A 25,177-nucleotide genomic window follows, 5' to 3' on the forward strand; every position below is an offset into this window, starting at 1 on the left:
AAAATATAGTTTCTTTTTAAAAAATACTATTGCATGATAAAATATTATTCGTATTATTGCATAACAAATCCGTAAGTACTTCATTCTTCGGACTATTCTTTATCAAAAATTTCTACCCACATTTGTAGTATTTCCAAAAAAAAATTAAATCAAAACAATATTCATGTTTGATATTTCTGCCTTAAAAGAAATGAAGCTTGCTGAGCTTCAAGAAATTGCTAAACTAGCAAAAACAATAAAAGTTACTGGCGCCAAAAAAGATGTGCTGATTGCACAAATTTTAGAGCATCAAAATAAAACAACAGAACCTGAAAAACCTCAAGTGACTGCTGATAAAGTAGCTGAAAGTAAAACCAAAAGAGCGAGAATTCTTCCCGAAACTAAAAAGCCGATTGAAACTACTCAAAGCGATTTATTTGATAATTATGCTCAAGCACCAGAAAAAACGGAACAGAGTCCAATAATTCCAAATAAAAATCCAAAGTTTAAAAAACCTTTCGATAAAAATAAAAAAGGTCCTTCCGAAGAAACTGTTGCTGAACCAACAGAAAACAATGCAGAAACTGCCGAGAAAAATCCATCAGAAGTCGCTGTAAATCCTAACCAAAATACCGATACCAATCGCGAGCCAAGACCAAAACATCAAAATGGACCAGAGGCACAACAAAACCGACCACAATCCAATGGTAACGGAAATGAAAAAGCAAATAACAACAATCCTAATTTTAAAGGAAAAAAACCAAATAACTTCCGTGATTCCGATTATGAATTTGATGGAATTATAGAAAGTGAAGGTGTTCTAGAAATGATGCCCGATGGTTATGGTTTCTTGCGTTCTTCGGATTACAATTATTTAGCTTCGCCCGATGATATTTATCTTTCCACTTCTCAAATTAGATTATTTGGTTTAAAAACTGGCGATACAGTTAAAGGTGTTGTTCGTCCTCCAAAAGAAGGAGAGAAATTCTTTCCATTGGTTAGAGTTTTAAAAATTAATGGTCATGATCCACAAGTAGTGCGTGACAGAGTTTCGTTTGAGCACTTAACGCCAATTTTTCCTCAAGAAAAATTCAATATCGCCGATAAACAAGCTAGCGTTTCGACGCGAGTAATAGATTTGTTTTCACCAATAGGAAAAGGACAACGCGGAATGATAGTAGCTCAACCAAAAACAGGTAAGACAATGTTACTTAAAGACATTGCTAACGCCATTGCTGCCAATCATCCTGAAGTTTACTTGATTGTTTTGTTGATAGACGAACGACCAGAAGAAGTTACCGATATGCAACGAAGTGTTCGTGGTGAAGTTATCGCTTCAACATTTGATAGAGAACCTTCTGAGCATGTGAAAATTGCTAATATTGTTTTGGAAAAATCAAAACGTTTGGTAGAATGCGGTCACGATGTGGTTATTCTTTTAGATTCAATCACACGATTAGCAAGAGCTTATAATACGGTTCAACCTGCATCTGGAAAAGTACTTTCTGGAGGAGTTGATGCTAATGCATTACAAAAACCAAAACGTTTCTTTGGCGCGGCTCGAAATGTTGAAAATGGTGGTTCGCTCAGTATCATAGCAACTGCATTAACCGAAACCGGTTCAAAAATGGATGAAGTAATCTTTGAAGAATTCAAAGGAACAGGTAACATGGAATTACAATTAGACAGAAAAATTGCTAACCGTAGAATTTTCCCAGCTATCGATTTAACTTCTTCTAGTACACGACGAGATGATTTATTGTTAGACGAAAAAACACTTCAAAGAATGTGGATTTTACGAAAGTTCCTTGCCGACATGAATCCAGTTGAAGCTATGGATACTATTAATGATAAGATTAAGAAAACTAGAAATAACGATGAGTTCTTGATTTCAATGAACGATTAGAAAATCAAATCCTAACTGAAAAGTTGGGATTTTTTATTTATACAATGTCACTTTGTCATATTTATTTTTATTAAACTGACAATTTATTCTCTTTTGTTGCTTGGCACAAAAGTTGACTTATGCCACATAAGTTTTAAAAAATTAAACACAATTAACAAAAAATAAAATGGGAAAAATTATTGGTATCGACTTAGGTACAACCAATTCTTGTGTGGCAGTTATGGAAGGTGGAGAACCAGTTGTAATTGCTAACGCAGAAGGGAAAAGAACAACACCGTCTGTAATTGCATTTGTAGAAGGTGGCGAAATTAAAGTAGGTGATCCAGCTAAAAGACAAGCAGTGACTAACCCAACAAAAACCATAGCGTCTATTAAACGTTTTATGGGTAACAAGTATACAGAAAGCGCAAAAGAAGCATCAACTGTAGCTTACAAAGTAGTAAAAGGAGATAATGACACACCACGTGTTGATATTGATGGAAGACTTTACACTCCACAAGAATTGTCAGCAATGACACTTCAAAAAATGAAAAAAACAGCAGAAGATTATTTAGGTCACACAGTTACTGAAGCTGTTATTACAGTTCCTGCTTATTTTAACGATGCACAACGTCAAGCTACAAAAGAAGCTGGTGAAATTGCTGGTTTAAAAGTAATGCGTATCATCAATGAGCCAACAGCTGCGGCTTTAGCTTATGGATTAGATAAAAAAGGAATTGACCAAAAAATTGCTGTATACGATTTAGGTGGTGGTACTTTTGATATTTCTGTTCTTGAATTAGGAGATGGAGTTTTTGAAGTATTATCTACAAATGGAGATACTCACTTAGGTGGAGATGACTTTGACCAAGTAATTATCGATTGGATGGCAAATGAATTTAATACTGAAGAGGGTATTGATTTACGTAAAGATCCAATGGCGTTACAACGTCTAAAAGAAGCTGCTGAAAAAGCTAAAATTGAATTGTCATCTTCTACTCAAACAGAAATCAACTTGCCATATGTTACTGCAACCGCTACAGGTCCAAAACACTTAGTAAAAACGTTGACTAGAGCAAAATTTGAGCAACTTGCAGAATCTTTAGTAAAACGTTCTATGGAACCAGTAGCTAAAGCATTGAAAGATGCAGGTTTATCAACTTCAGATATTAATGAAGTAATCTTGGTTGGAGGTTCTACAAGAATTCCAGTTATTCAAGAGCAAGTGGAGAAATTCTTTGGCAAAAAACCATCAAAAGGAGTAAATCCTGATGAAGTAGTAGCTATTGGAGCTGCAATTCAAGGTGGAGTTTTATCTGGAGATGTAAAAGATGTACTGTTACTTGACGTAACACCTTTATCACTAGGAATTGAAACTATGGGTAATGTAATGACTAAATTAATTGAGTCTAACACTACTATTCCAACAAAAAAATCACAAGTATTTTCTACTGCTGCAGATAACCAACCAAGTGTTGAAATCCATGTTATTCAAGGAGAAAGAACTATGGCTGCTGACAATAAAACTATCGGTCGTTTCCACTTAGATGGAATTCCACCAGCGCCAAGAGGCGTTCCTCAAATCGAAGTAACTTTTGATATTGATGCCAATGGTATTATTAAAGTATCAGCAACCGATAAAGGTTCTGGAAAATCACATGATATTCGTATCGAAGCTTCTTCAGGTTTAACAGCAGAAGAAATTGAAAGAATGAAAAAAGATGCGGAAATGAATGCTGAAAGCGATAGAATTGCTAGAGAGAAAGCAGATAAATTGAACGAAGCTGACGGTATGATTTTCCAAACAGAAAGTCAACTTAAAGAATTGGGAGATAAATTATCTGATGATCACAAAGTGGGTATTGAAGCTGCTTTGACTGAATTGAGAATGGCGCACCAATCACAAGATTTAGAAGCTATTCAAAAAGGTCTTGATAATATCAATGCAGCATGGAAAGTGGCAACAGAAGCAATTTATGCTCAAGGTGATGCTGGTCAAGGTCAAGCTCAAGAAGCTCAACCACAAGCAGAATCAAATGGAGATAATACACAAGATGTAGAATTTGAAGAAGTTAAGTAAATATCTTTTTTTAAAATGATAGAAAACCGAGTAAGCAATTACTCGGTTTTTTTGTTTTTAGAATGAAACATTCTTTCTATTACAAATACATGTGGAAAAGTTATGGCTGCTAAAAATGAAAAAAATATCGAATCAAATATTTTATAATCTTTCAATATAAAGTACAATATGATAATGCCAACTATTGAAGTTATCCAATATATGAAGGCAGATTTAACATATGCTTTAAAATTCTCGACAGAAACTTCGCCAAACAAAAATTTGATTTGATCAAACAATGAAGGAATGCTGTGCCAGAAAATGAAATAAATAGCAAAAGCCCATATCAAACTTCCTACTTTAAATAGTATTGTAAAAACGACCAAATACAACAATTCAACTGCCAGGTTTTTTTGAAAAACTTTTGAAGTATAAAAACTATAGATAAAAAAAACTAATAAAAGGAGACCAATAATTTTTAACAGTAAAGTAATATTAATATAATATAAATTAATGCCTGTAATTCCAAGTAATATAGTCATTACTTCTTTTTCATGAAATTGAAATAATAATAGCAATATAAATAATCCATAGATAGTGTTGAACAAAGTTGTTGCAACTTTAGAACTATAAGTATTTTTATTTTCCCAATGCTGTTCTCCAAAATGATAACTACTTACAATAATAAATAGGAGCATAGCAAACCAAGGAATAAAACTAAATAGTATGACTGCTATTAAAACTATACTTATATAATTGAACAATAATTTCCAATAAGTTGTTTTTTCCGAACCATTTATTTTCTTGATTAGGAGTAAATCATTTGCACCATGTATAATTCCAAACGATAATATTAAAATAAAACCTACAATAATTTGAGCTTCATTTTTTAAGAATGAAGTAAGCCAAAGTCCTAAAAAGCTTAGCAGTATTGATAAATTAGTATTTTTTAACATATTATTTTAAATAATGTTTAAATATAATAAAAAAAAATTAAACAAAATATTTTTTTATTTGTTTAATCTTTTTTACTTTTGATTAAACAAATTTAAAACTTTATATTATGTCAAACACATTTCTTTTCACGGCATTGACATCTAAAATGCTGCCTACTGATTATGTAGGGTTCACATTCTTTGTTGGCTGTATGGCTATGATGGCTGCTTCAGCTTTTTTCTTTTTGTCATTAAATCAATTTGACAAAAAGTGGCGTACTTCTGTATTAGTTTCAGGATTGATAACTTTTGTTGCAGCAGTACACTATTATTACATGAGAGATTATTGGGCTGCTTTCCAAGAATCTCCAACATTTTTTAGATACGTAGATTGGATCATTACAGTTCCAATGATGTGTCTTGAGTTTTATTTAATATTAAAAGTAGCTGGTGCAAAACAAAGCTTATTATGGAAAATGATTTTCTATTCTGTAGTAATGTTAGTAACAGGTTACTTTGGAGAAGCTGTTTATACAGACCAAGCAGCTCTATGGGGTTTCATTTCAGGAGTTGCGTATTTTGCAATTGTGTATGAAATTTATTTTGGTGAGGCTGCAAAATTGGCAAAATCTGCTGGTGAGAATGTTTTAGCTGCACACAAAATTTTGTGTTGGTTTGTATTAGTTGGTTGGGCTATCTATCCATTAGGATACATGTTAGGTACCGAAGGTTGGTATACTAGCTTTGTAGGCAAAGGAAGTGTAGATGTTGCTTACAACATCGCTGACGCAATCAACAAAATTGGTTTCGGTTTAGTAATTTACACTTTAGCTGTAAAATCTCAGAAAGATTAAGTTTTGGTTTTGAATGGGAAAACCGTCATGTTTCATTACATGGCGGTTTTTTTTTGCTTTATATCATAGTAAGTTTTTATTTTAATAGCTATGATTTTTTGGCTAAAAAAGGGATAATCATTATCTTTACTATTATTCGTTTATCATACTAAAACTAACAGCATCTCTCAAAATGAGCAAAGCAATATACATCGCAACGACAGAAGAAAACAGCGGTAAGTCCATTATCACTTTAGGTTTAATGAATATTATTATCGGAAAAACGGCCAAAGTTGGTTATTTCAGACCGATAATTGAAGATTTTAATGAAGGAGAATTTGACAATCATATTGAAACAGTAATTTCTCATTTTGGATTAGACATTTCTTTTAATGATGCCTATGCCATTACCAAAAGTAAACTCATTAAGAAGAAAAATAAAGGCAAACTAGGTGAAGTAATTGATTTGATTATTGAAAAATTTAAAATTCTTGAAGATCGTTTTGATTTTGTATTAGTCGATGGAACTAGTTTTACTGGTGAAGGCACTGTAATTGAGTTGGATATGAATGTTTTGATTGCTAAAAACTTAGGTATACCAACAATAATTGTAGGTTCAGGAGTTGGAAAAACACTCGAAGAACTTTCAGATAGTGTTTATCTAGCGTATGATTCTTTTAAAGATAAAGACGTTGAAGTTTTAGCGGTAATTGCTAATAAAGTACAACCTGAAAATTTAGAATTAGTAGCTGCCGCACTCAAAAAAAGTTTACCAAAAGAGGTATTAGTTAATGTTATTCCTTTAATTTCTAGTTTGGACAATCCTACAATTCAAGAAATTGTAAATAAGTTGAATGCAAAAGTGTTGTTTGGAGAAGCCTATTTAAACAATCAAATTGATAGTTTTAGCGTTGGTGCTATGCAACTAAGTAATTATTTACTGCATTTAAAAGAAAATGGTTTGGTTATTACTCCTGGAGATAGAGCCGATATTATTCTGGGTGCTTTACAAGCCAACGAATCGATTAATTATCCAACTGTTTCAGGAATAGTTTTAACGGGAAACATCATGCCAGAAGAGAGTATTTTGAAATTAATTGAAGGACTTTCAACCGTTGTTCCTATAATTACTGTTGAGGAAGGAACGTATCAAATCGCCAATGAAATAGGAGGAATTAAGTCTAAAATTTATTCGAATAATATTCAAAAAATTGAGACTTCAAAGCAAACTTTTGAAAAGTATATTGATTTAGATAGTTTAGCACAGAAGTTTATCACTTTTGAACCTGATGGCATGACGCCAAAAATGTTCCAATATAATTTGGTAAAAAGAGCAAAAAAACATCGCAAACATATTGTTTTACCCGAAGGAAATGATGATAGAATAATTACTGCCGCTTCCCGATTATTATCCATGAACGTAGTTGATATTTCCATTATTGGTAATAAAAAACAAATTCAAAGCAAAGTGACCGAATTAGGTTTAGATTTCGATTTATCTAAAGTTGTCATCATTAATCCTATTGAATCCGACTACTTTGAGGATTATGTAAATACCTACTATGAATTGCGTAAAGAAAAGAAAGTAACCATGGAAATTGCTCGAGATTTAATGGCCGATGTTTCTTATTTTGGTACGATGATGGTCTACAAAGGTCATGCTGATGGAATGGTTTCTGGTGCATGTCATACGACTCAACATACCATTTTGCCTGCTTTACAATTTATAAAAACCAAACCGAATTCTTCTGTCGTTTCATCCGTTTTCTTTATGTGTTTGGAAGATAGAGTTTCTATTTTTGGCGATTGTGCTATCAATCCAAATCCAACTGCAGAGCAATTGGCAGAAATAGCTATTTCTTCAGCCGATACTAGTTTGGCTTTCGGAATAGAACCAAAAATTGCCATGCTTTCTTATTCATCTGGAACTTCAGGAAAAGGAGATGAAGTAGAAAAAGTTAGAACTGCTACAGAAATTGTTAGAAAAAAACGACCTGATTTAAAAATAGAAGGTCCAATTCAATATGATGCTGCTGTGGATATGAATGTGGGAAAAAGCAAAATGCCCGACTCAGAAGTTGCCGGTCAAGCAAGCGTTTTAATTTTTCCCGATTTAAATACTGGAAACAATACATACAAAGCTGTTCAGAGAGAAACTGGTGCATTAGCTATTGGTCCAATGTTACAAGGATTAAACAAACCGGTAAATGATTTAAGTAGAGGTTGCACTGTTGATGACATTATCAATACTGTAGTAATAACAGCCATTCAAGCACAAGGTTTATAAAGTTTTAAAATGAAAATAGTAATCATCAACTCCGGAAGTTCTTCTATTAAATACCAAATTATTGATATGCCTATCAATGAAGTGCTTTGTTCGGGTATGATTGATAGAATTGGTTTAGAAAATTCTAATTTGACTTATAAAACTAAAACTAATGATATTGCGGAAACTTTAGCTATTTCCAATCACAAAGTTGGACTTCAAAAAATTGTTAATTTACTCTTAGATGAAAAAGTTGGCGTTATAAAAAGCACCTCAGATATTGAAGCCATTGGTCATCGTGTTGTTCATGGTGGAAGTTCATTTTCAAATACTGTAATCATTAATGAGGAAGTAAAGAGTAAGATTAAAGAACTTTTTCAATTGGCACCTTTACATAATCCTGCTAATTATGAAGGAATTGTAGTTGCAGAAGAAATTTTTCCTACTGCTAAGCAAGTTGCGGTTTTTGATACGGCTTTTCATCAAACTATACCTGAAAAAGCATATAAATATGCCATACCCAACTCTCTTTTAACCGAAAAGAAAATTCGAGTTTATGGTTTTCATGGCACAAGTCATAAATATGTTGCCAAAAAAGCCATCGAATTTTTAGAAAAAAGTTCCAAAATCATTACCATTCATTTAGGAAACGGTTGTAGCATTACCGCAATAAAAGAAGGGAAAAGTGTTGATCACAGTCTTGGTTTTAGTCCAATGAATGGATTAATTATGGGAACTAGAAGCGGTGATGTGGATCAATCGGTGATTTTTTATATGGTAAACACGTTGGGTTATACGCTTGATGAAGTCAATACACTATTTCAAAAACAAAGTGGTATGCTAGGTCTTACCGGTTTTAGTGATATGCGAGAAATTGAAGAGCATGCCAAAAACGGAAACAGCGAATGTCAATTGGCTCTTGAAATGAATGCCTATCGAATAAAAAAATTCATTGGTTCTTATGTTGCCGTTTTAAATGGATTAGACGCCATAGTTTTTACTGCAGGAATTGGAGAGAATTCTGCGAATATGAGAAAGTTGGTTTGTGCTGATATGGAGTATTTCGGAATTGTTCTAGACGATGCCAAAAATGAACAAAAATCAAAAGAAATAATGGAAATCAATATTGCAGATGCAATAACTAAAATCTTGGTTGTTCCTACAAACGAAGAAATTGAAATTGCCAATCAAGTTTATGAGTTGTTAGCTTAGTTTGTTAGGAACAGTAATAACTTTAAAAAATTATTCTGTTACCTTAATTTCAAAAGTCTTATTCCAGTTTTTACCAGTTACAAAAATGGTATTTGTTTCTTTGTTATAGGCAATTCCGTTTAAAACTTCGGCTTCTTTATTGGTTACTTTAGCACGTAAAGCGGATAAGTCCAATACTGCTTCTACAGCTCCAGTTTTTGGATTGATAACAGCAATAGCGTCTTTTTGCCAAATGTTGCCATAAATTTTACCGTTAATCCATTCCAGTTCATTGACGCTTTTAATTTTGCTGTCATTGGTATAAACATTCACAAAATCTTCTAGTTTTTGCGTTTCTGGATTCATGGTCCAAATCTTTTCTGTGCCATCAGAATGGTAAATGTTTTTGCCATCATTGGTCATTCCCCAACCTTCCACTTTTTTATCATATGGAAAGGATTTTATTTTCTTTAAAGTGTTGGCATCATAAATAAACCCTTCACCATTTTGCCAAGTTAATTGGTAAATCTTATTATTGACAACTGTAATTCCTTCGCCAAAATATTGTTGGTCAAGTGCCACTTTTTTATAAGCTTTTCCCGTTTTGTAATCAATTTTAGCAAAATAGGATTTACCATTTTGTCCCGTACTTTCTATTAAAGTATCACGATAAAACTCAAAACCTTCTGTAAACGCATCAATATCATGAGGATAGGAATTAACTACAGTATACTTCATTAATTTTGGAACAATTCCCGAGGCAACTTCCACTCTTGTTTTAATCGAAATAGTATCACCTTCAAAATAAACAAGTGCCTTGATGTTTTGATATCCCAATTTCTTTCCAGCTAAATCAAGTGTAAATTTACTATTGCCTTTTACAGCACTTACTTTAGTGTCATTTGCAAAATATATAATACTATCTATAGTTTTGTTTTTTTGATTTAATAAAGTGATTTCAACCTTTTCGTTTGCCTGATACAACGGTTTCATACTGTTTTCATCGAAACTGAAAAATCCTTCTTTATCTTTTTGACTTACGCCACAACTTGCAAAGTTTAATGCTAATAAAATGGTTACTAATAGATTATAATTTCTCATGGGTTAGATTTAATTTTTCACTCACAAATATATTTATATTGCTCTTAAATTCTTGCAAAAAAATAAAAAGATTGTATATTTGCACCGGCAAGTCCTACACGACCAGCTCCTGCAAAATCCTCCAGGATGGGAACATAGCAAAGGTATGTGGTTGAGCGGTGCGATGTAGGTCGCTTGCCATTTTTTAATCCGAACTTGTTTCGGATTCTTTTTTTTAATCCCATTCCTTTCTATGAAATTAACTTGGCAAATAGTAAAGTTCCAACTCAAAGAAACCTTTGCCATTGCCTATGGAAATTATACCTTCAGAGAAGCGTTAATCATTACTCTGGAAAAAAATAATGAAAAAGGTTTCGGTGAATGTACTTCCATAGATTATTATCACATCAATTTGAATGATTTTCAAATTATTTTAGAGAAAATAAAAGCTAAAATTGAAAGTAAAAAAATAGTTTATCCCTCTGATTTTTATACTTTTTTACTCAGTTTGAATTTGCCGTCATTTTTGCGTTCTGCTCTCGATTGTGCTTATTGGGATTTGTTTGGAAAATTGGAAAAACAAAGTTTTTTAACAATCAATTCAATTAATTATAAAAAGCTTCCAGAATCTTCTATAACGATTAGCATTGATACAATTGAAAATCAAATTCAAAAAATAGAACAATCTACTTGGAATAAATTTAAAGTAAAATGCAACCATTTTGATGAAAATAATATTGTAAAACTAATACAATTAAATAAAGATATAGCACTAGATTCAAATGGAAGTTTCGATGCTGAACAATGCCTTTGGTTAGAAAATAATGAGTTAACCGCTAAGTTTACTTATTTGGAGCAACCAATGGAAATAGGTTTCAACAATTATTCCGTTTTACGTGCTAATAGATTTGCTAATTGGATGGCTGATGAAGATTGTCAAAATTTAGTTGATTTGAACAATTTAGTGCCACATTACAGCAGTATCAATATTAAGTTAGTTAAATGTGGTGGTTTGACACCAGCTATGGAAATGATTGCCTTTGCTCGAGAATTAGGATTTAAAATTATGATGGGTTGCATGACCGAATCCACTATAGGAATTTCGGCTGGTGCAGTTTTAGCTCCATTATGTGATTATGCCGATTTGGATGGTGCCAATTTAATTGCTAATGATATTGCATCGGGAAGCAAAATAGAGAATGGGAAAATTATTTTGAGTGAAAATTATGGATTAGGAATAAAATTAATCTAAATAAAACCTAAAGTTTTTTATCTTTATCAAAAGCAAAAAATATATAATAGCTAAATATTTGAAATATAAAATCTAAAATTTAATGAGTAAAGTAGTCTTAATTACAGGTGGTTCATCAGGAATTGGAAAAGCCATTGGTGAATTTTTATTTCACAAAGGGTTTACTGTTTATGGAACGAGTAGAAATCCCGATAAAATAACAAACTCTATTTTTCCTTTATTGGCATTAGATGTTCAAAATGTGGAGAGTATAAAACATACTGTTGAAAAAGTAATTTCTATTTCAAAACGATTAGATATTGTGATTAACAATGCAGGAGTTGGAATTACGGGACCAATTGAAGAAACGCCAACGGATGAAATGCGAAACAATTTTGAGACTAATTTCTTTGGTCCGATAGAAGTAATGAAAGCTGTTTTGCCTCAAATGAGAAAACAAAATTCAGGATTGATAATCAACATCACTTCCATTGCAGGTTATATGGGTTTACCTTATCGAGGTGTTTATTCAGCTTCGAAATCCGCATTAGAAATAGTTACCGAAGCCATTAGTATAGAGGTAAAACCATTTGGTGTTAATGTAGTTAACGTTGCTCCTGGTGAATTTGCAACTGATATTGCGGCTCATCGTTATCATGCTCCAATAGTGGAAGGTTCAGTTTATGAAACTCCTTATAAAAATACTTTAAACATGATGAATACACATTTGCATACAGGTGAAAATCCAACGGATTTAGCTATGGTTATTTTGCAAATCATTAATGATAAAAATCCAAAATTACATTATAAAGTAGGTGCTTTTATGCAAAAATTCTCCATCGTTCTCAAAAGAATTTTACCCGATAGAATTTATGAAAGCATGCTGATGAATCATTATAAATTGTAACTTTGCACTTTTAAAACACACAACATTATATACAAACACTATGAAATTTTTTATTGACACTGCCAATTTAAACGAAATCAGAGAAGCACAAGGACTTGGCGTTCTTGACGGAGTTACAACAAACCCTTCATTGATGGCAAAAGAAGGAATCACAGGAAAAAATAATATTTTAAAACACTACGTTGATATTTGTAATATTGTTGATGGCGATGTGAGCGCTGAAGTTATTGCTACTGATTATGACGGAATGATTAGAGAAGGTGAGGAGTTAGCTGATTTGCATGAGCAAATCGTAGTGAAACTTCCCATGACAAAAGAAGGTATTAAAGCTTGTAAATATTTCTCTGATAAAGGAGTAAAGACTAATGTGACGCTAGTATTTTCAGCTGGACAGGCTTTGTTAGCTGCCAAAGCTGGCGCTACTTATGTTTCCCCTTTCTTAGGAAGATTGGATGATATTTCAACAGATGGTTTGGCTTTGATCCAAGAAATCCGAGATATTTATGATAACTATGCTTTTGAAACTCAAATTTTAGCTGCTTCAATTCGCCACACTATGCACGTAGTAAATTGCGCAAAAATAGGTGCTGATGTTATGACTGGTCCATTATCATCAATTTTAGGATTGTTAAAACATCCTTTAACTGATATAGGATTGGCTCAATTTTTAGCGGATTACGCAAAAGGAAATCAATAGTATCATACTATTTTGTAAATATAAAAAAGTCGATTTTCAGAATGAAAATCGACTTTTTTAATGAAAGAAACTTCTAAAAGACTATTTTAAGTTGTCTTCAAAATTGACTTCAAATATATTGGTAAAGGCGTTTTTTATCTTTCCATTTTCATTTAAAACAATGGTGCGATGTATTTTATTTATTGCCCATTTCGCTTTTAAATCTTCGAAATTGGTACATCGCAATTCTGTTATGCCATCAAATTTATAGTTAGATAGTATTTTTTTCCATTCCTCTTGAGTGTCATTGATATTGATGGCAATAAATTGATAATTAGGATATTTCTTTTTAAAGTCTAATACTTTTTTATGCACTGCTTCAAAATGTGAATGGGCTTTACTTGTCCAAAGGAAGATAACCGTATTTTTTGAAATTACCTTATCTGATAAAATATCATTTCCTTCGGCATCGGCTAAATGTACTACTGGTAAATCATAATTTGGTTTCAATAATTGAATGGCATTACCAATTTTTAAAATTTCATTTTTATAACTTTTATCGGTAGAATATTTATAATAAGTATCTATAAATAAATTATTGTTTACAATATTTTGATCTTCTAAAAGGTATTGAAAAGCAATGGTGTTCAAAATTGTATTTTTAATCTTTTCACTTTTAATTAAAGTATCAGCTATATTCAACTTATTAATATTGGTTTTAAGAGCCAAATCTACCTCCGAAAAATGATTGTGATAATTGATAGCGCTCATGTTATTGAGCATGTGGGATAAATAATTTACAAAGGGAGAATAAGTAGAAAGTGTCGCGTTATTGCAGTCTACAGATTTTCGATAGTCATAAAAGTTTTTCGGTATTTTTTCATAAACATCTTCTCCAGTTCTCATTTTGTGCATCAAAGGATACAATTCTTTCTTGGAATAATAGGGTAAATCAACAGAGCTTTTGGCAAGGATATCAAATTCATCATTCCATTTGATTTCTTCTTTTTTTGTTTTGTAAAAATTTTGAGCTACTACATAAGAGGAATCTATTGTTTTTTGGAATTTATCAATCCCATATTCAAAAACAGGAAACATATTGTTCTTGTCTTTTTCGTTTCTTAAATACAATTCTATTAAAAAATTATTTTTTTCATCACCACGTCCACAAAAAACTAATGAGCCATCAAAATCTTTTGAATTTATGGTAACCATCAAACTATCATTTTTATCAAAATAGACATATTGATATTCTGGTTCATGTTTGAAAGTGTATAATCCTGGTGCTAACGAGTCGAACTGTATGAAGAAACGATTGTTTTTGTCCAATTTTAAAGTATCAATTACTTCATTGTCTTTACAGAAAAAAACATATTGACTATTGGGATTTACAATTTCTCCTCCAAAATAAGCAACGTAATCACTACCTTTAAAATCGCCTTTGCACGAAGAAAAAAGAAATAAAACGGGTATAATTAAAGTTAAGAATTTTATATTTCTGTGGTTATGCATTGAATAGAAATTGATAAACAAAAATATTCAGATGAAATGGATTATTCTGTTAACCATTAGTTAAATAAAGGGTTAAAAAACTGAACATTTTTTAACTAAACACTGAACACTATTCATTACTTTTGCACCAAAATTTATAAAATACATTTCATGCTTACAGTTTCTAATTTATCGGTACAATTTGGTAAAAGAATTTTATTCGACGAAGTAAATACAACCTTCACTCAAGGCAATTGTTATGGTGTAATTGGTGCAAATGGTGCTGGAAAATCAACTTTTTTGAAAATTCTTGCAGGCGACATTGACCCAACTTCAGGAAGAGTAATTTTAGAGCCAGGAAAACGTATGTCGGTTTTGAACCAAAATCATAACATGTTTGATGAACATACCGTTTTAGAAACAGTAATGATGGGAAACAAAGTATTGTTTGCCGTTAAATCTGAAATGGATGCCTTGTATGCTGATTACACCGATGAAAATGCAGATAGAATAGGAGAGCTACAAGTACAGTTTGAAGAAATGAACGGTTGGAATGCTGAGTCTGACGCTAGTGCTATGCTTTCAAATTTGGGTATTTCTGCTGATATGCATTACACTTTGATGAGCGAGATGGAAGGAAAAATGAAAGTTCGTGTGCTTTTGGCACAAGCCCTTTTTGGAAATCCTGATGTATTGGTAATGGATGAGCCAACGAATGACTTGGATTTTGAAACCATTACTTGGTTAGAGAATTTCTTGGCCAATTATGAAAATACGGTAATCGTAGTTTCTCACGATAGACACTTTTTAGATTCGGTATGTACTCATATCTCTGATATTGATTTTTCTAAAATCAATCATTACTCTGGTAATTATACTTTTTGGTATGAATCTAGCCAATTAGCAGCACGTCAAAAAGCACAACAAAACAAGAAAGCTGAAGAAAAGAAAGCAGAGTTAGAGGAATTCATCCGAAGATTTAGTGCGAATGTGGCCAAATCAAAACAAGCGACTTCTCGTAAAAAGATGATTGAAAAATTAAATCTAGACGAAATCAAACCGTCAAGTAGAAGATATCCAGCTATTATTTTTGATGTCGAAAGAGAAGCTGGTGATCAAATTCTTCATGTGCAAAACCTTGCTGCTTCTGTTGATGGCGAAGTATTGTTTAAAAATGTAGATTTGAATATGGCAAAAGGCGACAAAGTAGTTGTCTTTTCAAAGGATTCTCGTGCAACTACCGCTTTCTATGAAATTTTAAACGGAAATCAAACCGCTGATGCTGGTACTTACGATTGGGGAATTACAACCACACAATCCTATTTGCCAAATGACAATAGTTCTTTTTTTACTGATGGAAGTTTGAACTTAGTAGATTGGTTACGTCAATTTGTAAAAACAGAAGAAGAACGTGATGAAGTATATGTTCGTGGTTTCTTAGGAAAAATGATTTTCTCTGGAGAAGAAGCGTTGAAAAAATGTACCGTACTTTCTGGTGGAGAAAAAGTACGTTGTATGCTATCTCGAATGATGATGATACGTGCCAATGTGTTAATGTTAGACGAACCAACAAATCACTTAGATTTGGAATCTATTACAGCGTTTAATAATTCATTGAAAAACTTTAAAGGTTCGGTATTGTTCACCACTCATGACCACGAGTTTGCACAAACGGTTGCCAACAGAGTTTTAGAAATCACACCAAACGGAGTTATCGATAGATACATGACTTTTGATGAATATCTTGATGATGAAAAGATTCAGGAAATGAGAAAGAAAATGTATAATTAAATAGAAACGCCCAAATAAAGTTTGGACGTTTTTTTTGTTTTACATGTAATAATTAGTTTTTTCTAATAAATTCTATCGCCTTTTCGAGTACTTCATCTTTTCCATTTTTTATTCCTTCAATAGTTGGTTTAACTTCAATATCAGGAACAATTCCTATTCTTTGCGTTTCTCTTCCATCAGGATAATAAACTCCAATACCACTTATCATCGTAGAAATTCCACCAGGCAATCTTATTGAAGAAACATTTCCATCAGCTCCAGCGGTTGTTGAACCAATTACGGTGGCGTTTGGAGCTGTTCTATAAGCCATTGCATGATATTCGGCAGAACTTTGTGTTGTCTCATTGAGAAGAATAATTACTTTACCTTTAAAATAGTCTTTATTTTTATGGCCTGAAGAAGTTGTTTTTGTGTAAGTAAATATTCCAGGATGGGTAATGCTTCCTTTTGAAAATTTTACAAATGGTGTACTTTTCGGAAGTAGAAAATTACTCAACTGAAATAGAACAAATTCGCTAGGATAATTTCTGTCATCAATTATTAAAGCTTTTGCAGTTTGAATTTTTTTAAAAATTTCTGGTAACTCTTTTCTTTTGATACTGCCATTATTAATGTAGGCTATGTCTTTATCAATAAAATAAAAGCTAGTATCTATTCGTTCGTATTTTTTATAAATATTTACAATACTAGTAGGAAATAATTTTACTTTTTGAGTATATATTTGATTATTACGTTTGTAAGTAATATTTTGTATGCTATCGTTTGATCGAAGTAACTCTGGGCCAATATCTCTTAATTTAGTAGGATAGTTTGAAGCAGGATAAAACTTTATACGTTCTTTTACAATATCTGAAACTTCTTTGTCGTTAATTTTTATGATAACATCACCTATTTGTATGTTACTTTTTTTAGCGAGTTCATCATCATAAAAATCAGTTACTACAGCTTGTTCTTCTATGAAATTTGTTTCAAATGCTGGATAGTTTTTACCCCAATATGCATTCAAAACTTTATTATCTCCCCAAATATTTGCATGGGTATCATGTATTCTAGCAATCAATTCTAACATTGTCACTGTATATTCTGTTTTGTCTTTTGCAATCACTATTTTTGGGATGAATTCTTCTAATACATTTTTCCAATCTTCCTCAATTAACTCTCTGTTTGGAAAAAAATATTGTATCATATTCCAGTAGCGAAATAATGCTAAAAGTCTATAACCGGTGTCTGGAAATGATAATTTCGAATATGAACTTTCGTTTTCAAATTTAGGATTTCCTACATTAGGATAAAAATCAATGTAGTAATGTTTAGCGCTTCTGTCTGCATTTTTGATTTTTAAAAGTTGGTTTTGTAATTCAGTTGAAAATCCGCTTTGGGTTAACCAATCTATATCGGGCATTATTTTTATTTCATTTGGGTTTATTTTTTCTGTTTTTCCTTCTTTTACATCTCCAATTTTTTTTATCCAATTTAACAAAACAATATCTCTTTCAGTAGAAGTTTTTACCTCCAATATTTTGGGTGTTATCCTGAATAATTCAAAATCCCAATTATAATTTCCATTTGCAATACTAGGATGATGGTATTTCATAAATCCCCAAACTAAACCTAAAGTTTTAAGATTTTGAATTTGAAAATCATTTGGTGTGAAATTTTCTATTTTAGATGTTGAAACAAACTCTTTATCCAAATCGGCTGGATATTTATTTCTTTCATAAGGTTTTAAATCTTGAACTTTACTATTGTCAATAACTATTTCTAAATCATCAATCCAAACTTTTCCTTTTCCAATTAGTAAACCTCCAAATACTATTTGCTCTGTATTATCTGGTTCCATATTGAGTGTAATTTCAAATTTTTGCCAATCGTTGGTTCCTTTTATATTACGTTTGGCCATGTTGTCGAAAGCTATTGAGGGATCAATTCGCATCCATAAACTTGCAAAACCATCACTGACATTTTCGGTTTTTAGATAACCCTTCAGTTTTATTTTTTTTCCATAGTAATTATTCGGAAGTGAAAAACTCCAAGCTCTATAATCAACCAAATCACTAGTGTTTGTTATTGACAAAGAATATTTTCCTCCATGAACAATGGTTGAATCTACTTCAATTTTATATTTTTCGTTTCCAAAAGATGACCATCCAATGGGTTTTCCACTTTCAACATTTTCAATATCTAAATTTAGCAGATTGTTTTTTGTTTCATTTTGTCCAACTGCTGTTAACGTGATGCAATATAAAGTGAGGAAAAATAGAAGGTGTTTCATAAAATTAATTTAGTTGTTATGGAGTTTATTTTTAGAATTTCAAAATTGGGTATTTGACTTGTGAGTTGTTTATTATTTAACAATTAAATAGGATTTTTTTTAAGTTTGGTTAACATTTTTAAGGTAAAATATAAAGTGTAAATTATTATTGTTGCAACATACTCAATCCCGACTTTAAACTATAATTCAATAACTAATTTGACACACTCAATAAAAAATACTACTTTTACAATCCAAACAACACTACTATGAGTCAAAAAGTATTGCTCACTTCCAAAGAAGTCAATATCATACTCCATCGTTTGGCTTGTCAGTTAATCGAAAAACACCTCGATTTTTCTAATACTGTTTTAATAGGCATTCAACCACGAGGCATTTATTTGGCCAATCGTATCAAAGCTATATTGGAAAACGAATACCATATAAAAAATGTCAAACTTGGTTTTTTAGATATTACTTTTTTTCGAGATGATTTCCGTCGAGGCGAAAAACAATTAGATGCTAATAAAACCCAAATCGACTTTTTGGTAGAAGACAAAAAAGTAGTTTTTATTGACGATGTTCTTTTCACTGGAAGAAGTATTAATGCCGCACTGACTGCTATTCAATCTTTTGGAAGACCATCAGAAGTAGAACTTTTGGTATTAATAGATAGAAGATTTAGTCGACATTTACCTATTCAGCCCGATTATCGTGGACGACAAGTAGATGTAATTAATAATGAAAAAGTAATTGTATCTTGGAGTGAAAAGGATGGAGAAGATGCGGTTTACTTGATTTAAGAATGATGATTAACGATTTTTGATTTTAGAATAAAATCACAATAAACAACAAACCATAAACAACAAACTATAAACAATTTGGAACTGTCAGTTAACCATTTATTAGGAATAAAATATCTTAAAAAGGAAGATATTAACTTGATTTTCGAAACGGCAGATCATTTCAAAGAAGTCATCAATCGTCCGATAAAAAAAGTTCCTTCTTTACGCGACATAACTATTGCCAATATCTTTTTTGAAAATAGTACACGAACAAAACTTTCCTTTGAGTTGGCTCAAAAAAGACTTTCGGCAGATGTTATAAGTTTTTCAGCAGCTCAATCTTCTGTTAAAAAGGGCGAAACTTTAATAGACACAGTTAACAATATACTTTCCATGAAAGTGGATATGGTGGTGATGCGACATGCTAATCCTGGCGCAGCTTATTTCTTGTCACAAAATGTGAAAGCCAGTATCATAAACGCTGGTGACGGCGCACACGAACACCCAACACAAGGGTTACTTGATAGTTATTCTATAAAAGAAAAACTAGGAGAAGTAGGAGGAAAGAAAGTGGTAATTGTTGGTGATATTTTGCACTCAAGAGTAGCACTGTCAAATATTTATGCACTTCAAATGCAAGGTGCTGAAGTAAAAGTATGCGGACCTAAAACATTAATTCCAAAATATATTGAAAGTCTTGGTGTAACTGTTGAGCCCAACTTGCGCAAAGCACTTGAATGGTGTGATGTGGCTAATATGCTTCGTGTTCAAAACGAAAGAATGGATATCAACTATTTTCCTTCCACAAGAGAATATGCACAACAATATGGTGTAGACAAAGCATTGCTCAACTCTTTGAATAAAGAAATTGTAATTATGCATCCTGGTCCGATAAATCGTGGTGTGGAAATTACCTCAGATGTTGCTGACTCACAACAATCGGTTATACTTGATCAAGTAGAAAACGGTGTAGCTATTAGAATGGCTGTAATTTATCTTTTAGCCTCAAAAATCCAACAATAAAAAAGTCCCGATTAAATGTCGGGACTTTTTAGTTATTCTGTTTTTAGATTTCTAAGTTGTTTTAGCTTTTCTTTCCAAGTGGCTAATTCTTCTTTTTTCAATTCAATGTTTTTCATAACTTCTTTTACCATAGGATTGTCCGCTTTTGCTCTGGCGAAGAATTGAATGTTGTTTTCCAATTGGAAAATTTCACTTTGAGCTTCTTCAACTCTACGCATTATGAACACTTTTTCGTTGTCTAATTTTCTAGAATCAGTTCCAGCCAAATGGTCTAATTTGTTGGCGTAACGTGCCATTTCATTATCCTTTTTGCTCAAACTCAATTTTTCAAATAAAGCATCTAAAATTTTATTGAATTTACCTTCAATATGTCTTCTGGCGAAAGGCACTTTTCCAAAGCTTTTCCATGTTTCGATATGGGCTTTGATGGCATCTAAATCGGCTTTATGTTCACCAACTAGTTCAAAAGATTTTATAGATTCTAAATACTCTTTCTTCTTTTCAAAAGCTTCCACTTCTTCAGCATTAGCTTCATTCTTTTGCTCTTTTAGTTTCTCGAAATATTCATTACAAGCTGCTCTAAATTCTATCCAAAGTTTATCTGAAAATTTTCTTGGTACATGACCAATAGTTTTCCATTCTTCTTGAATTTGTTTCATTAATGGCGTTGTAGCACCAAAATCGGTACTGTCTTTTAGTTCAATAGCTTTTGCAACAAGCGCTTGTTTTTTGGTAAGATTATCGTTTTGGTCTTTCTTTATTTCCTTGTAGAAAGAATTTTTTAAAGAATTAAAATCCCTAACGGCATTTTTAAAAGCGGTCCAAGTTGCTTCATTTACTTCTGAAGGTACTTTTCCAGTTTTGAAAAATTCATTTCGTAAGGCTTCAACTTTTACAATTTGAGCCAACCAAGCTGAGTGAGAATTCACTTTTTCTTGAGCCAAAACTTCAATTTGAGCAATAAGTTCTTTCTTCTTTTCAAGATTAGTTGTTTCAACTTCACGAAGTTTTTCAAATAAAACTTCACGTTTGTCGTGCATTTGTTTGGTTAATTCACTAAATCTATTCCAAATTTCTTCTCGTTGTTCTCTTGAAACAGGTCCAATTTCTTCTTTCCAAATGCGGTGTAAATCTTGTAATTCACGGAACGCTTTATTGATATCTTCTTCTTTGGTTAATTCCTCAACACGTTCAATTATTTTGAGCTTTTGAACTAAATTATGTTTGAAATCCAAATCTCTAATCTCTCTATCAAGGTGAAGAATGTCATAGAAATTTTCTAGGTGAAAGTGATAATTATTCCAAACATGATTGTATTTATCTTTTGGAATTGGACCAGCTACTTTCCAACGATCTCTAATATCATTGAATTTTTTTAAAGTTACTGGAATACTTTCTTGACTGTGAATTAGATTTTTTAATTCTTCAACTATTGCCAATCTGTTTTCCAAATTGGTTTTTAAATCATTTTGAAGACTTTTAAAATGATTGTTTTTTTTGTCTCTATATTGTGTATATAACTGATCAAATTTTACTTTTAAAGGAGAATGATAATGAAAATCTTCAGTAGTTTCTGGATTTTCTGCATGAAACTCTTCTTTTTTCTCGTCAATAAAATGATGGTATTTTGATAAAAAAGATTTTTTTAGTTCTTCAACATGGTCTTTAACAGACATCACTTTTTCTGCAATAACTAAGTTACCTAGTTCATCAACAAGTTCTTCCATCGAAAGTGTTTCATAATCCAACATTGGAATATCATGACGTTCTTTTAAAGATTCGTCTTCACTTTCTTCAGCATTTACTTGCTCAATGGCATTAATTACAGACTGATTTTCCGTTTCCTCCAAATTTTCGTTAGCACTTGTTTCTAAAACTGGAGTATCATCAGCTATTTCTTCTGCTGTCAATTCAATAGTATTTTCTTCTAATGACGGATCTTCGGTTTCGACAATATCTTCAACAGTTTCCTCTACCAATTCTCTTTTTTCGGCAGCTAATTCAATCTCGTCTTCGGTAAGTTCTTCTGTTAAAATAGCAACAACTTTTTCTGATGGAGTTTCTATTTCTTCAACTGTTTCTGTTTCCTCTAATGAGGTTTCTACCTCTTGAACAGTTTCTTCTTCTGCTACAATTGCAGGATTTTCATCTTGAATTTCGACTACAGTTTCTTCATTTTCGGCTGATGTCAATTCTATAGACTCGTTAACTACGTTTCCATCTGCATCTTGCAGGTTATCATTCTTTTCTTCTAACATTTTGTAAATGTTTAAGGGTTACACATTTTGAGGGCGAAAGATAGTAAAGAAGCACTAAAATTCAAAGAGAATCAACGTTTTCTCTACATTTTTGAAGATAATAAAGAATCATTTTGGATTATAAACAAAAAACTCCGTTGACTTGCAACAGAGTTTTTTTGTAAAAATGAAGTTATTAAATTTAGTTTATCAACACTTTTTTTGTTGTTGTATAATTGTTTGATGATACTTTTAAAAAGTAAAAACCTTTTGGCAAGTTACTGATAGAGTAGGTGTTATTTTCAAAATTCGGCTTTTTTATTTGTTGTAAAACTTGACCATTGATGGTAATAATAGCTATTTCTTCAACTTCAATATCGGATTGAATATTTACTATATCATTGGATGGATTTGGGTAAACTGATATGCTGTTTTCATAATCATAAGTTGGGTTTTCTAGGAAAACGGTAGGCCATCTGTTTTGTGCAATTGGTCCACCCCAAATAACTGTCGCTAAATAAGGATTATCGATAAACGGATTTCTATTTCCTTGACCATTGGTGTTGAAAGCATTGACTAAGTAGGTATTTCTATTGTCTTCATATTGAGAAACTGGATCTTCTGCATTCCATTGCAGTAAAATATTGACCATATTTGAATCACTTGTGGCTGTAGTTCCAGCAGCAACAAAAGTTGGAAGACATTGGTCTCCATAATGCAAATACATATACATTATAATCCTAGCAACATCACCTTTCCATTCATCTCCTGGATACCAAAAAGCACCAACATCACCTGAATTTCCTGTTCCGGCTGCGTATAGTTTATTTCCTCTATTACTATTCCTTTGCACATCACAAGCTCTTAACATGTGTGCATCAGCACCTGGACCATCTTGTCCTAATGAAGGATTTCCTAGAGCTTGTGCAAATATGTGTTCTCTATTCCAATCTCCATTATTTCCGCTGTTTGCATCTTTATTTCTTGAACGATCATTTGTTGCATCAGCATCTGTTCCATTTTCCCAACCATATACCAAAAGGACATTGGCGCTATTCGCAGGATCTAAATCAGTTATTTTTAAAGCATTCCAAACTCCTGGCGTATAAGTCAAAAAATTGGTATGTGTATTTATGATTTTTGTTGCCAATGCATTCTTTAAATTGGTACCCGTTAATGTCCAGTTAAAGCCATTGTAATATGGACTAGCAGGTGCACCAGCTTGGGAGAAAACAATAGCTAGGTTTAAGAATAATAGAAATGTAAATATTTTTTTCATTTTATATTTTAATTGTTAATTTTTCGTTCTAATAATGCCATATAAAAGCCGTCAAAACCAGTGTCTTGGGCTAATATTTTTGTGTCTTTTATAAAAGTAAATGATTTTCCGGTTTCGGTATTCAAAAAACGTTTGATTTGTTCTTGATTTTCAGAAGGTAATACGGAACAAGTTGCATAGACTAATTTCCCTCCAGGCTTTACTATTTTAGAGTAATTTTCTAAAACTTCAGCTTGTACTTTTTTAATATTTTCGATGAATTCAGGTTGCAATTTCCATTTTGCATCAGGATTTCTTTTTAAAACGCCTAATCCACTACAAGGCGCATCAATAAGAACTCTGTCGGCTTTTTCGTGAAGTTTTTTGATAACCTTAGTCGTATCAATAATTCTGTATTCAATATTGAAAGCACCGTTTCTCTTGGCTCTTAGTTTTAATTGTTTTAATTTGCTTTCATACAAATCCATTGCAATTAATTGGCCTTTGTTTTGCATTAACGATGCCATGTGTAATGTTTTTCCACCAGCACCAGCACAAGTATCAACTACTCTCATTCCAGGTTGCACATCAAGAAAAGCAGCGACTAATTGTGAAGAAGCGTCTTGCACTTCAAAAAAACCTTCTTTGAAAGCATCAGTAAGAAACACATTGGCTCTTTCTTTGAGAACTAAAGCATCAGGTTGATCTTTTAAATACTCGGTTTCAATGTTTAAATCCATTAAAATGGCTCGAAGTTGTTCTTTGGTGGTTTTTAAAGTATTCACCCGAAGAATAACTTGCGCTTGTTTATTTTGAGCGGCTATTTCTTTTGTCCAAATTTCTTCACCCAATTCTTTAACACCTAATTCGTCCATCCAATCTGGAATAGACTCACGCATTTTTCTGATTTTGGATAATTCATCAAAGCGACCTTTTATTTTGCGTTCTGGAGTGCCTTCAAGTTGTCTCCAATCTGGAATAGGATAACCTCTTAATACGGCCCAAACAGCAAATAATCTCCATAAATGATCACGATTAAAAGGTTCTTTTACATCGGCAATTTCCATGTAAAGTCTTTTCCAACGAACAATTTCATAAATAGTTTCGGCAACAAATTTTCTATCGGAACTTCCCCAACGTTTGTCTTTTTTCAAAGCTCGAGCTACTACTTTATCGGCATATTCTCCTTCATTGAAAATAGCATTTAAAGAGTCGATGGTGGTGTAAACAAGGTTTCGATGTAATCGCATGGTGTAAAAAAAATAAGCGTGCAAAGATATTGCTTTTTTGTTATCCAAA

The 25,177-nt window shown here is 32.2% G+C and carries 18 protein-coding genes and 1 other RNA gene; 12 read left to right on the forward strand and 7 right to left on the reverse strand.

Annotated features, from left to right (window positions below):
• Window positions 1-163 precede the first annotated feature (163 nt).
• Window positions 164-1,885 (forward strand): transcription termination factor Rho, encoded by a 1,722-nt coding sequence (gene rho / locus ACSVH2_RS10230; protein WP_438093082.1) that lies wholly within the window; start codon window positions 164-166, stop codon window positions 1,883-1,885.
• A 166-nt stretch (window positions 1,886-2,051) separates the two neighbouring features.
• Window positions 2,052-3,944: a molecular chaperone DnaK gene (dnaK, locus tag ACSVH2_RS10235; RefSeq protein ID WP_438093083.1), complete on the forward strand. Its 1,893-nt coding sequence runs from the start codon at window positions 2,052-2,054 to the stop codon at window positions 3,942-3,944.
• Window positions 3,945-3,982: 38 nt separating this feature from the next.
• Here the strand turns inward: dnaK and ACSVH2_RS10240 are convergent, their stop codons facing one another.
• Complete coding sequence (locus ACSVH2_RS10240; protein ID WP_438093084.1) at window positions 3,983-4,879, reverse strand: Brp/Blh family beta-carotene 15,15'-dioxygenase; 897 nt, start codon at window positions 4,877-4,879, stop codon at window positions 3,983-3,985.
• Window positions 4,880-4,986: 107 nt separating this feature from the next.
• Between ACSVH2_RS10240 and ACSVH2_RS10245 the strand changes: the two genes are divergently transcribed.
• The 3 genes from ACSVH2_RS10245 (at window position 4,987) to ACSVH2_RS10255 (ending at window position 9,169) form a co-directional block, all read left to right on the forward strand.
• Window positions 4,987-5,712: a bacteriorhodopsin-like gene (locus ACSVH2_RS10245; protein ID WP_438093085.1), complete on the forward strand. Its 726-nt coding sequence runs from the start codon at window positions 4,987-4,989 to the stop codon at window positions 5,710-5,712.
• Between the two features lie 172 nt (window positions 5,713-5,884).
• Window positions 5,885-7,978: a phosphate acetyltransferase gene (gene pta / locus ACSVH2_RS10250; protein WP_438093086.1), complete on the forward strand. Its 2,094-nt coding sequence runs from the start codon at window positions 5,885-5,887 to the stop codon at window positions 7,976-7,978.
• 9 nt (window positions 7,979-7,987) lie between these two features.
• Entirely contained in the window at window positions 7,988-9,169 is a 1,182-nt protein-coding gene (locus tag ACSVH2_RS10255; protein WP_438093087.1) for an acetate/propionate family kinase, read from the forward strand.
• Window positions 9,170-9,199: 30 nt separating this feature from the next.
• Here the strand turns inward: ACSVH2_RS10255 and ACSVH2_RS10260 are convergent, their stop codons facing one another.
• Window positions 9,200-10,249 carry a glutaminyl-peptide cyclotransferase gene (locus tag ACSVH2_RS10260; protein ID WP_438093088.1) on the reverse strand — a complete coding sequence of 350 codons (1,050 nt, stop codon included), beginning with the start codon at window positions 10,247-10,249 and terminating at the stop codon, window positions 9,200-9,202.
• 85 nt (window positions 10,250-10,334) lie between these two features.
• Here ACSVH2_RS10260 and ffs point away from each other — a divergent pair.
• The 4 genes from ffs (at window position 10,335) to fsa (ending at window position 13,063) form a co-directional block, all read left to right on the forward strand.
• Window positions 10,335-10,432: signal recognition particle sRNA small type (gene ffs, locus ACSVH2_RS10265), an RNA gene on the forward strand.
• A gap of 49 nt (window positions 10,433-10,481) precedes the next feature.
• A complete protein-coding gene (locus tag ACSVH2_RS10270; protein WP_438093089.1) occupies window positions 10,482-11,480 on the forward strand; it encodes an enolase C-terminal domain-like protein in 999 nt (332 codons plus the stop codon).
• Between the two features lie 82 nt (window positions 11,481-11,562).
• Entirely contained in the window at window positions 11,563-12,366 is an 804-nt protein-coding gene (locus ACSVH2_RS10275) for an SDR family oxidoreductase (protein WP_438093090.1), read from the forward strand.
• A gap of 40 nt (window positions 12,367-12,406) precedes the next feature.
• Complete coding sequence (gene fsa / locus ACSVH2_RS10280) at window positions 12,407-13,063, forward strand: fructose-6-phosphate aldolase (RefSeq protein ID WP_438093091.1); 657 nt, start codon at window positions 12,407-12,409, stop codon at window positions 13,061-13,063.
• 81 nt (window positions 13,064-13,144) lie between these two features.
• Here the strand turns inward: fsa and ACSVH2_RS10285 are convergent, their stop codons facing one another.
• Window positions 13,145-14,554, reverse strand: a complete 1,410-nt coding sequence (locus ACSVH2_RS10285; protein ID WP_438093092.1) for a TlpA family protein disulfide reductase — start codon at window positions 14,552-14,554, stop codon at window positions 13,145-13,147.
• A 150-nt stretch (window positions 14,555-14,704) separates the two neighbouring features.
• Here ACSVH2_RS10285 and ACSVH2_RS10290 point away from each other — a divergent pair, with 150 nt between their 5' ends.
• Window positions 14,705-16,324, forward strand: a complete 1,620-nt coding sequence (locus ACSVH2_RS10290; protein ID WP_438093093.1) for an ABC-F family ATP-binding cassette domain-containing protein — start codon at window positions 14,705-14,707, stop codon at window positions 16,322-16,324.
• Between the two features lie 52 nt (window positions 16,325-16,376).
• On the opposite strand, the gene ACSVH2_RS10295 is transcribed toward ACSVH2_RS10290, so the two are convergent.
• Window positions 16,377-18,596, reverse strand: coding sequence for a S41 family peptidase (locus ACSVH2_RS10295; RefSeq protein ID WP_438093094.1), 2,220 nt, complete (start codon window positions 18,594-18,596; stop codon window positions 16,377-16,379).
• Between the two features lie 248 nt (window positions 18,597-18,844).
• Here ACSVH2_RS10295 and pyrR point away from each other — a divergent pair, with 248 nt between their 5' ends.
• On the forward strand, window positions 18,845-19,378 hold the full coding sequence (gene pyrR, locus ACSVH2_RS10300) for a bifunctional pyr operon transcriptional regulator/uracil phosphoribosyltransferase PyrR (RefSeq protein ID WP_438093095.1): 534 nt from the start codon (window positions 18,845-18,847) through the stop codon (window positions 19,376-19,378).
• Between the two features lie 78 nt (window positions 19,379-19,456).
• Entirely contained in the window at window positions 19,457-20,383 is a 927-nt protein-coding gene (locus ACSVH2_RS10305) for an aspartate carbamoyltransferase catalytic subunit (protein ID WP_438093096.1), read from the forward strand.
• 32 nt (window positions 20,384-20,415) lie between these two features.
• On the opposite strand, the gene ACSVH2_RS10310 is transcribed toward ACSVH2_RS10305, so the two are convergent.
• The 3 genes from ACSVH2_RS10310 to ACSVH2_RS10320 all read right to left on the reverse strand — a co-directional run bounded on the left by ACSVH2_RS10310 (window position 20,416) and on the right by ACSVH2_RS10320 (window position 25,128).
• Complete coding sequence (locus tag ACSVH2_RS10310; protein WP_438093097.1) at window positions 20,416-22,641, reverse strand: DUF349 domain-containing protein; 2,226 nt, start codon at window positions 22,639-22,641, stop codon at window positions 20,416-20,418.
• 181 nt (window positions 22,642-22,822) lie between these two features.
• Window positions 22,823-23,899 carry an endonuclease gene (locus tag ACSVH2_RS10315; protein WP_438093098.1) on the reverse strand — a complete coding sequence of 359 codons (1,077 nt, stop codon included), beginning with the start codon at window positions 23,897-23,899 and terminating at the stop codon, window positions 22,823-22,825.
• Between the two features lie 8 nt (window positions 23,900-23,907).
• Window positions 23,908-25,128 carry an RsmB/NOP family class I SAM-dependent RNA methyltransferase gene (locus ACSVH2_RS10320; protein WP_438093193.1) on the reverse strand — a complete coding sequence of 407 codons (1,221 nt, stop codon included), beginning with the start codon at window positions 25,126-25,128 and terminating at the stop codon, window positions 23,908-23,910.
• Window positions 25,129-25,177: the final 49 nt, after the last annotated feature.

It is taken from the genome of Flavobacterium sp. RSB2_4_14 (assembly GCF_051547085.1).
GTDB lineage: Bacteria > Bacteroidota > Bacteroidia > Flavobacteriales > Flavobacteriaceae > Flavobacterium.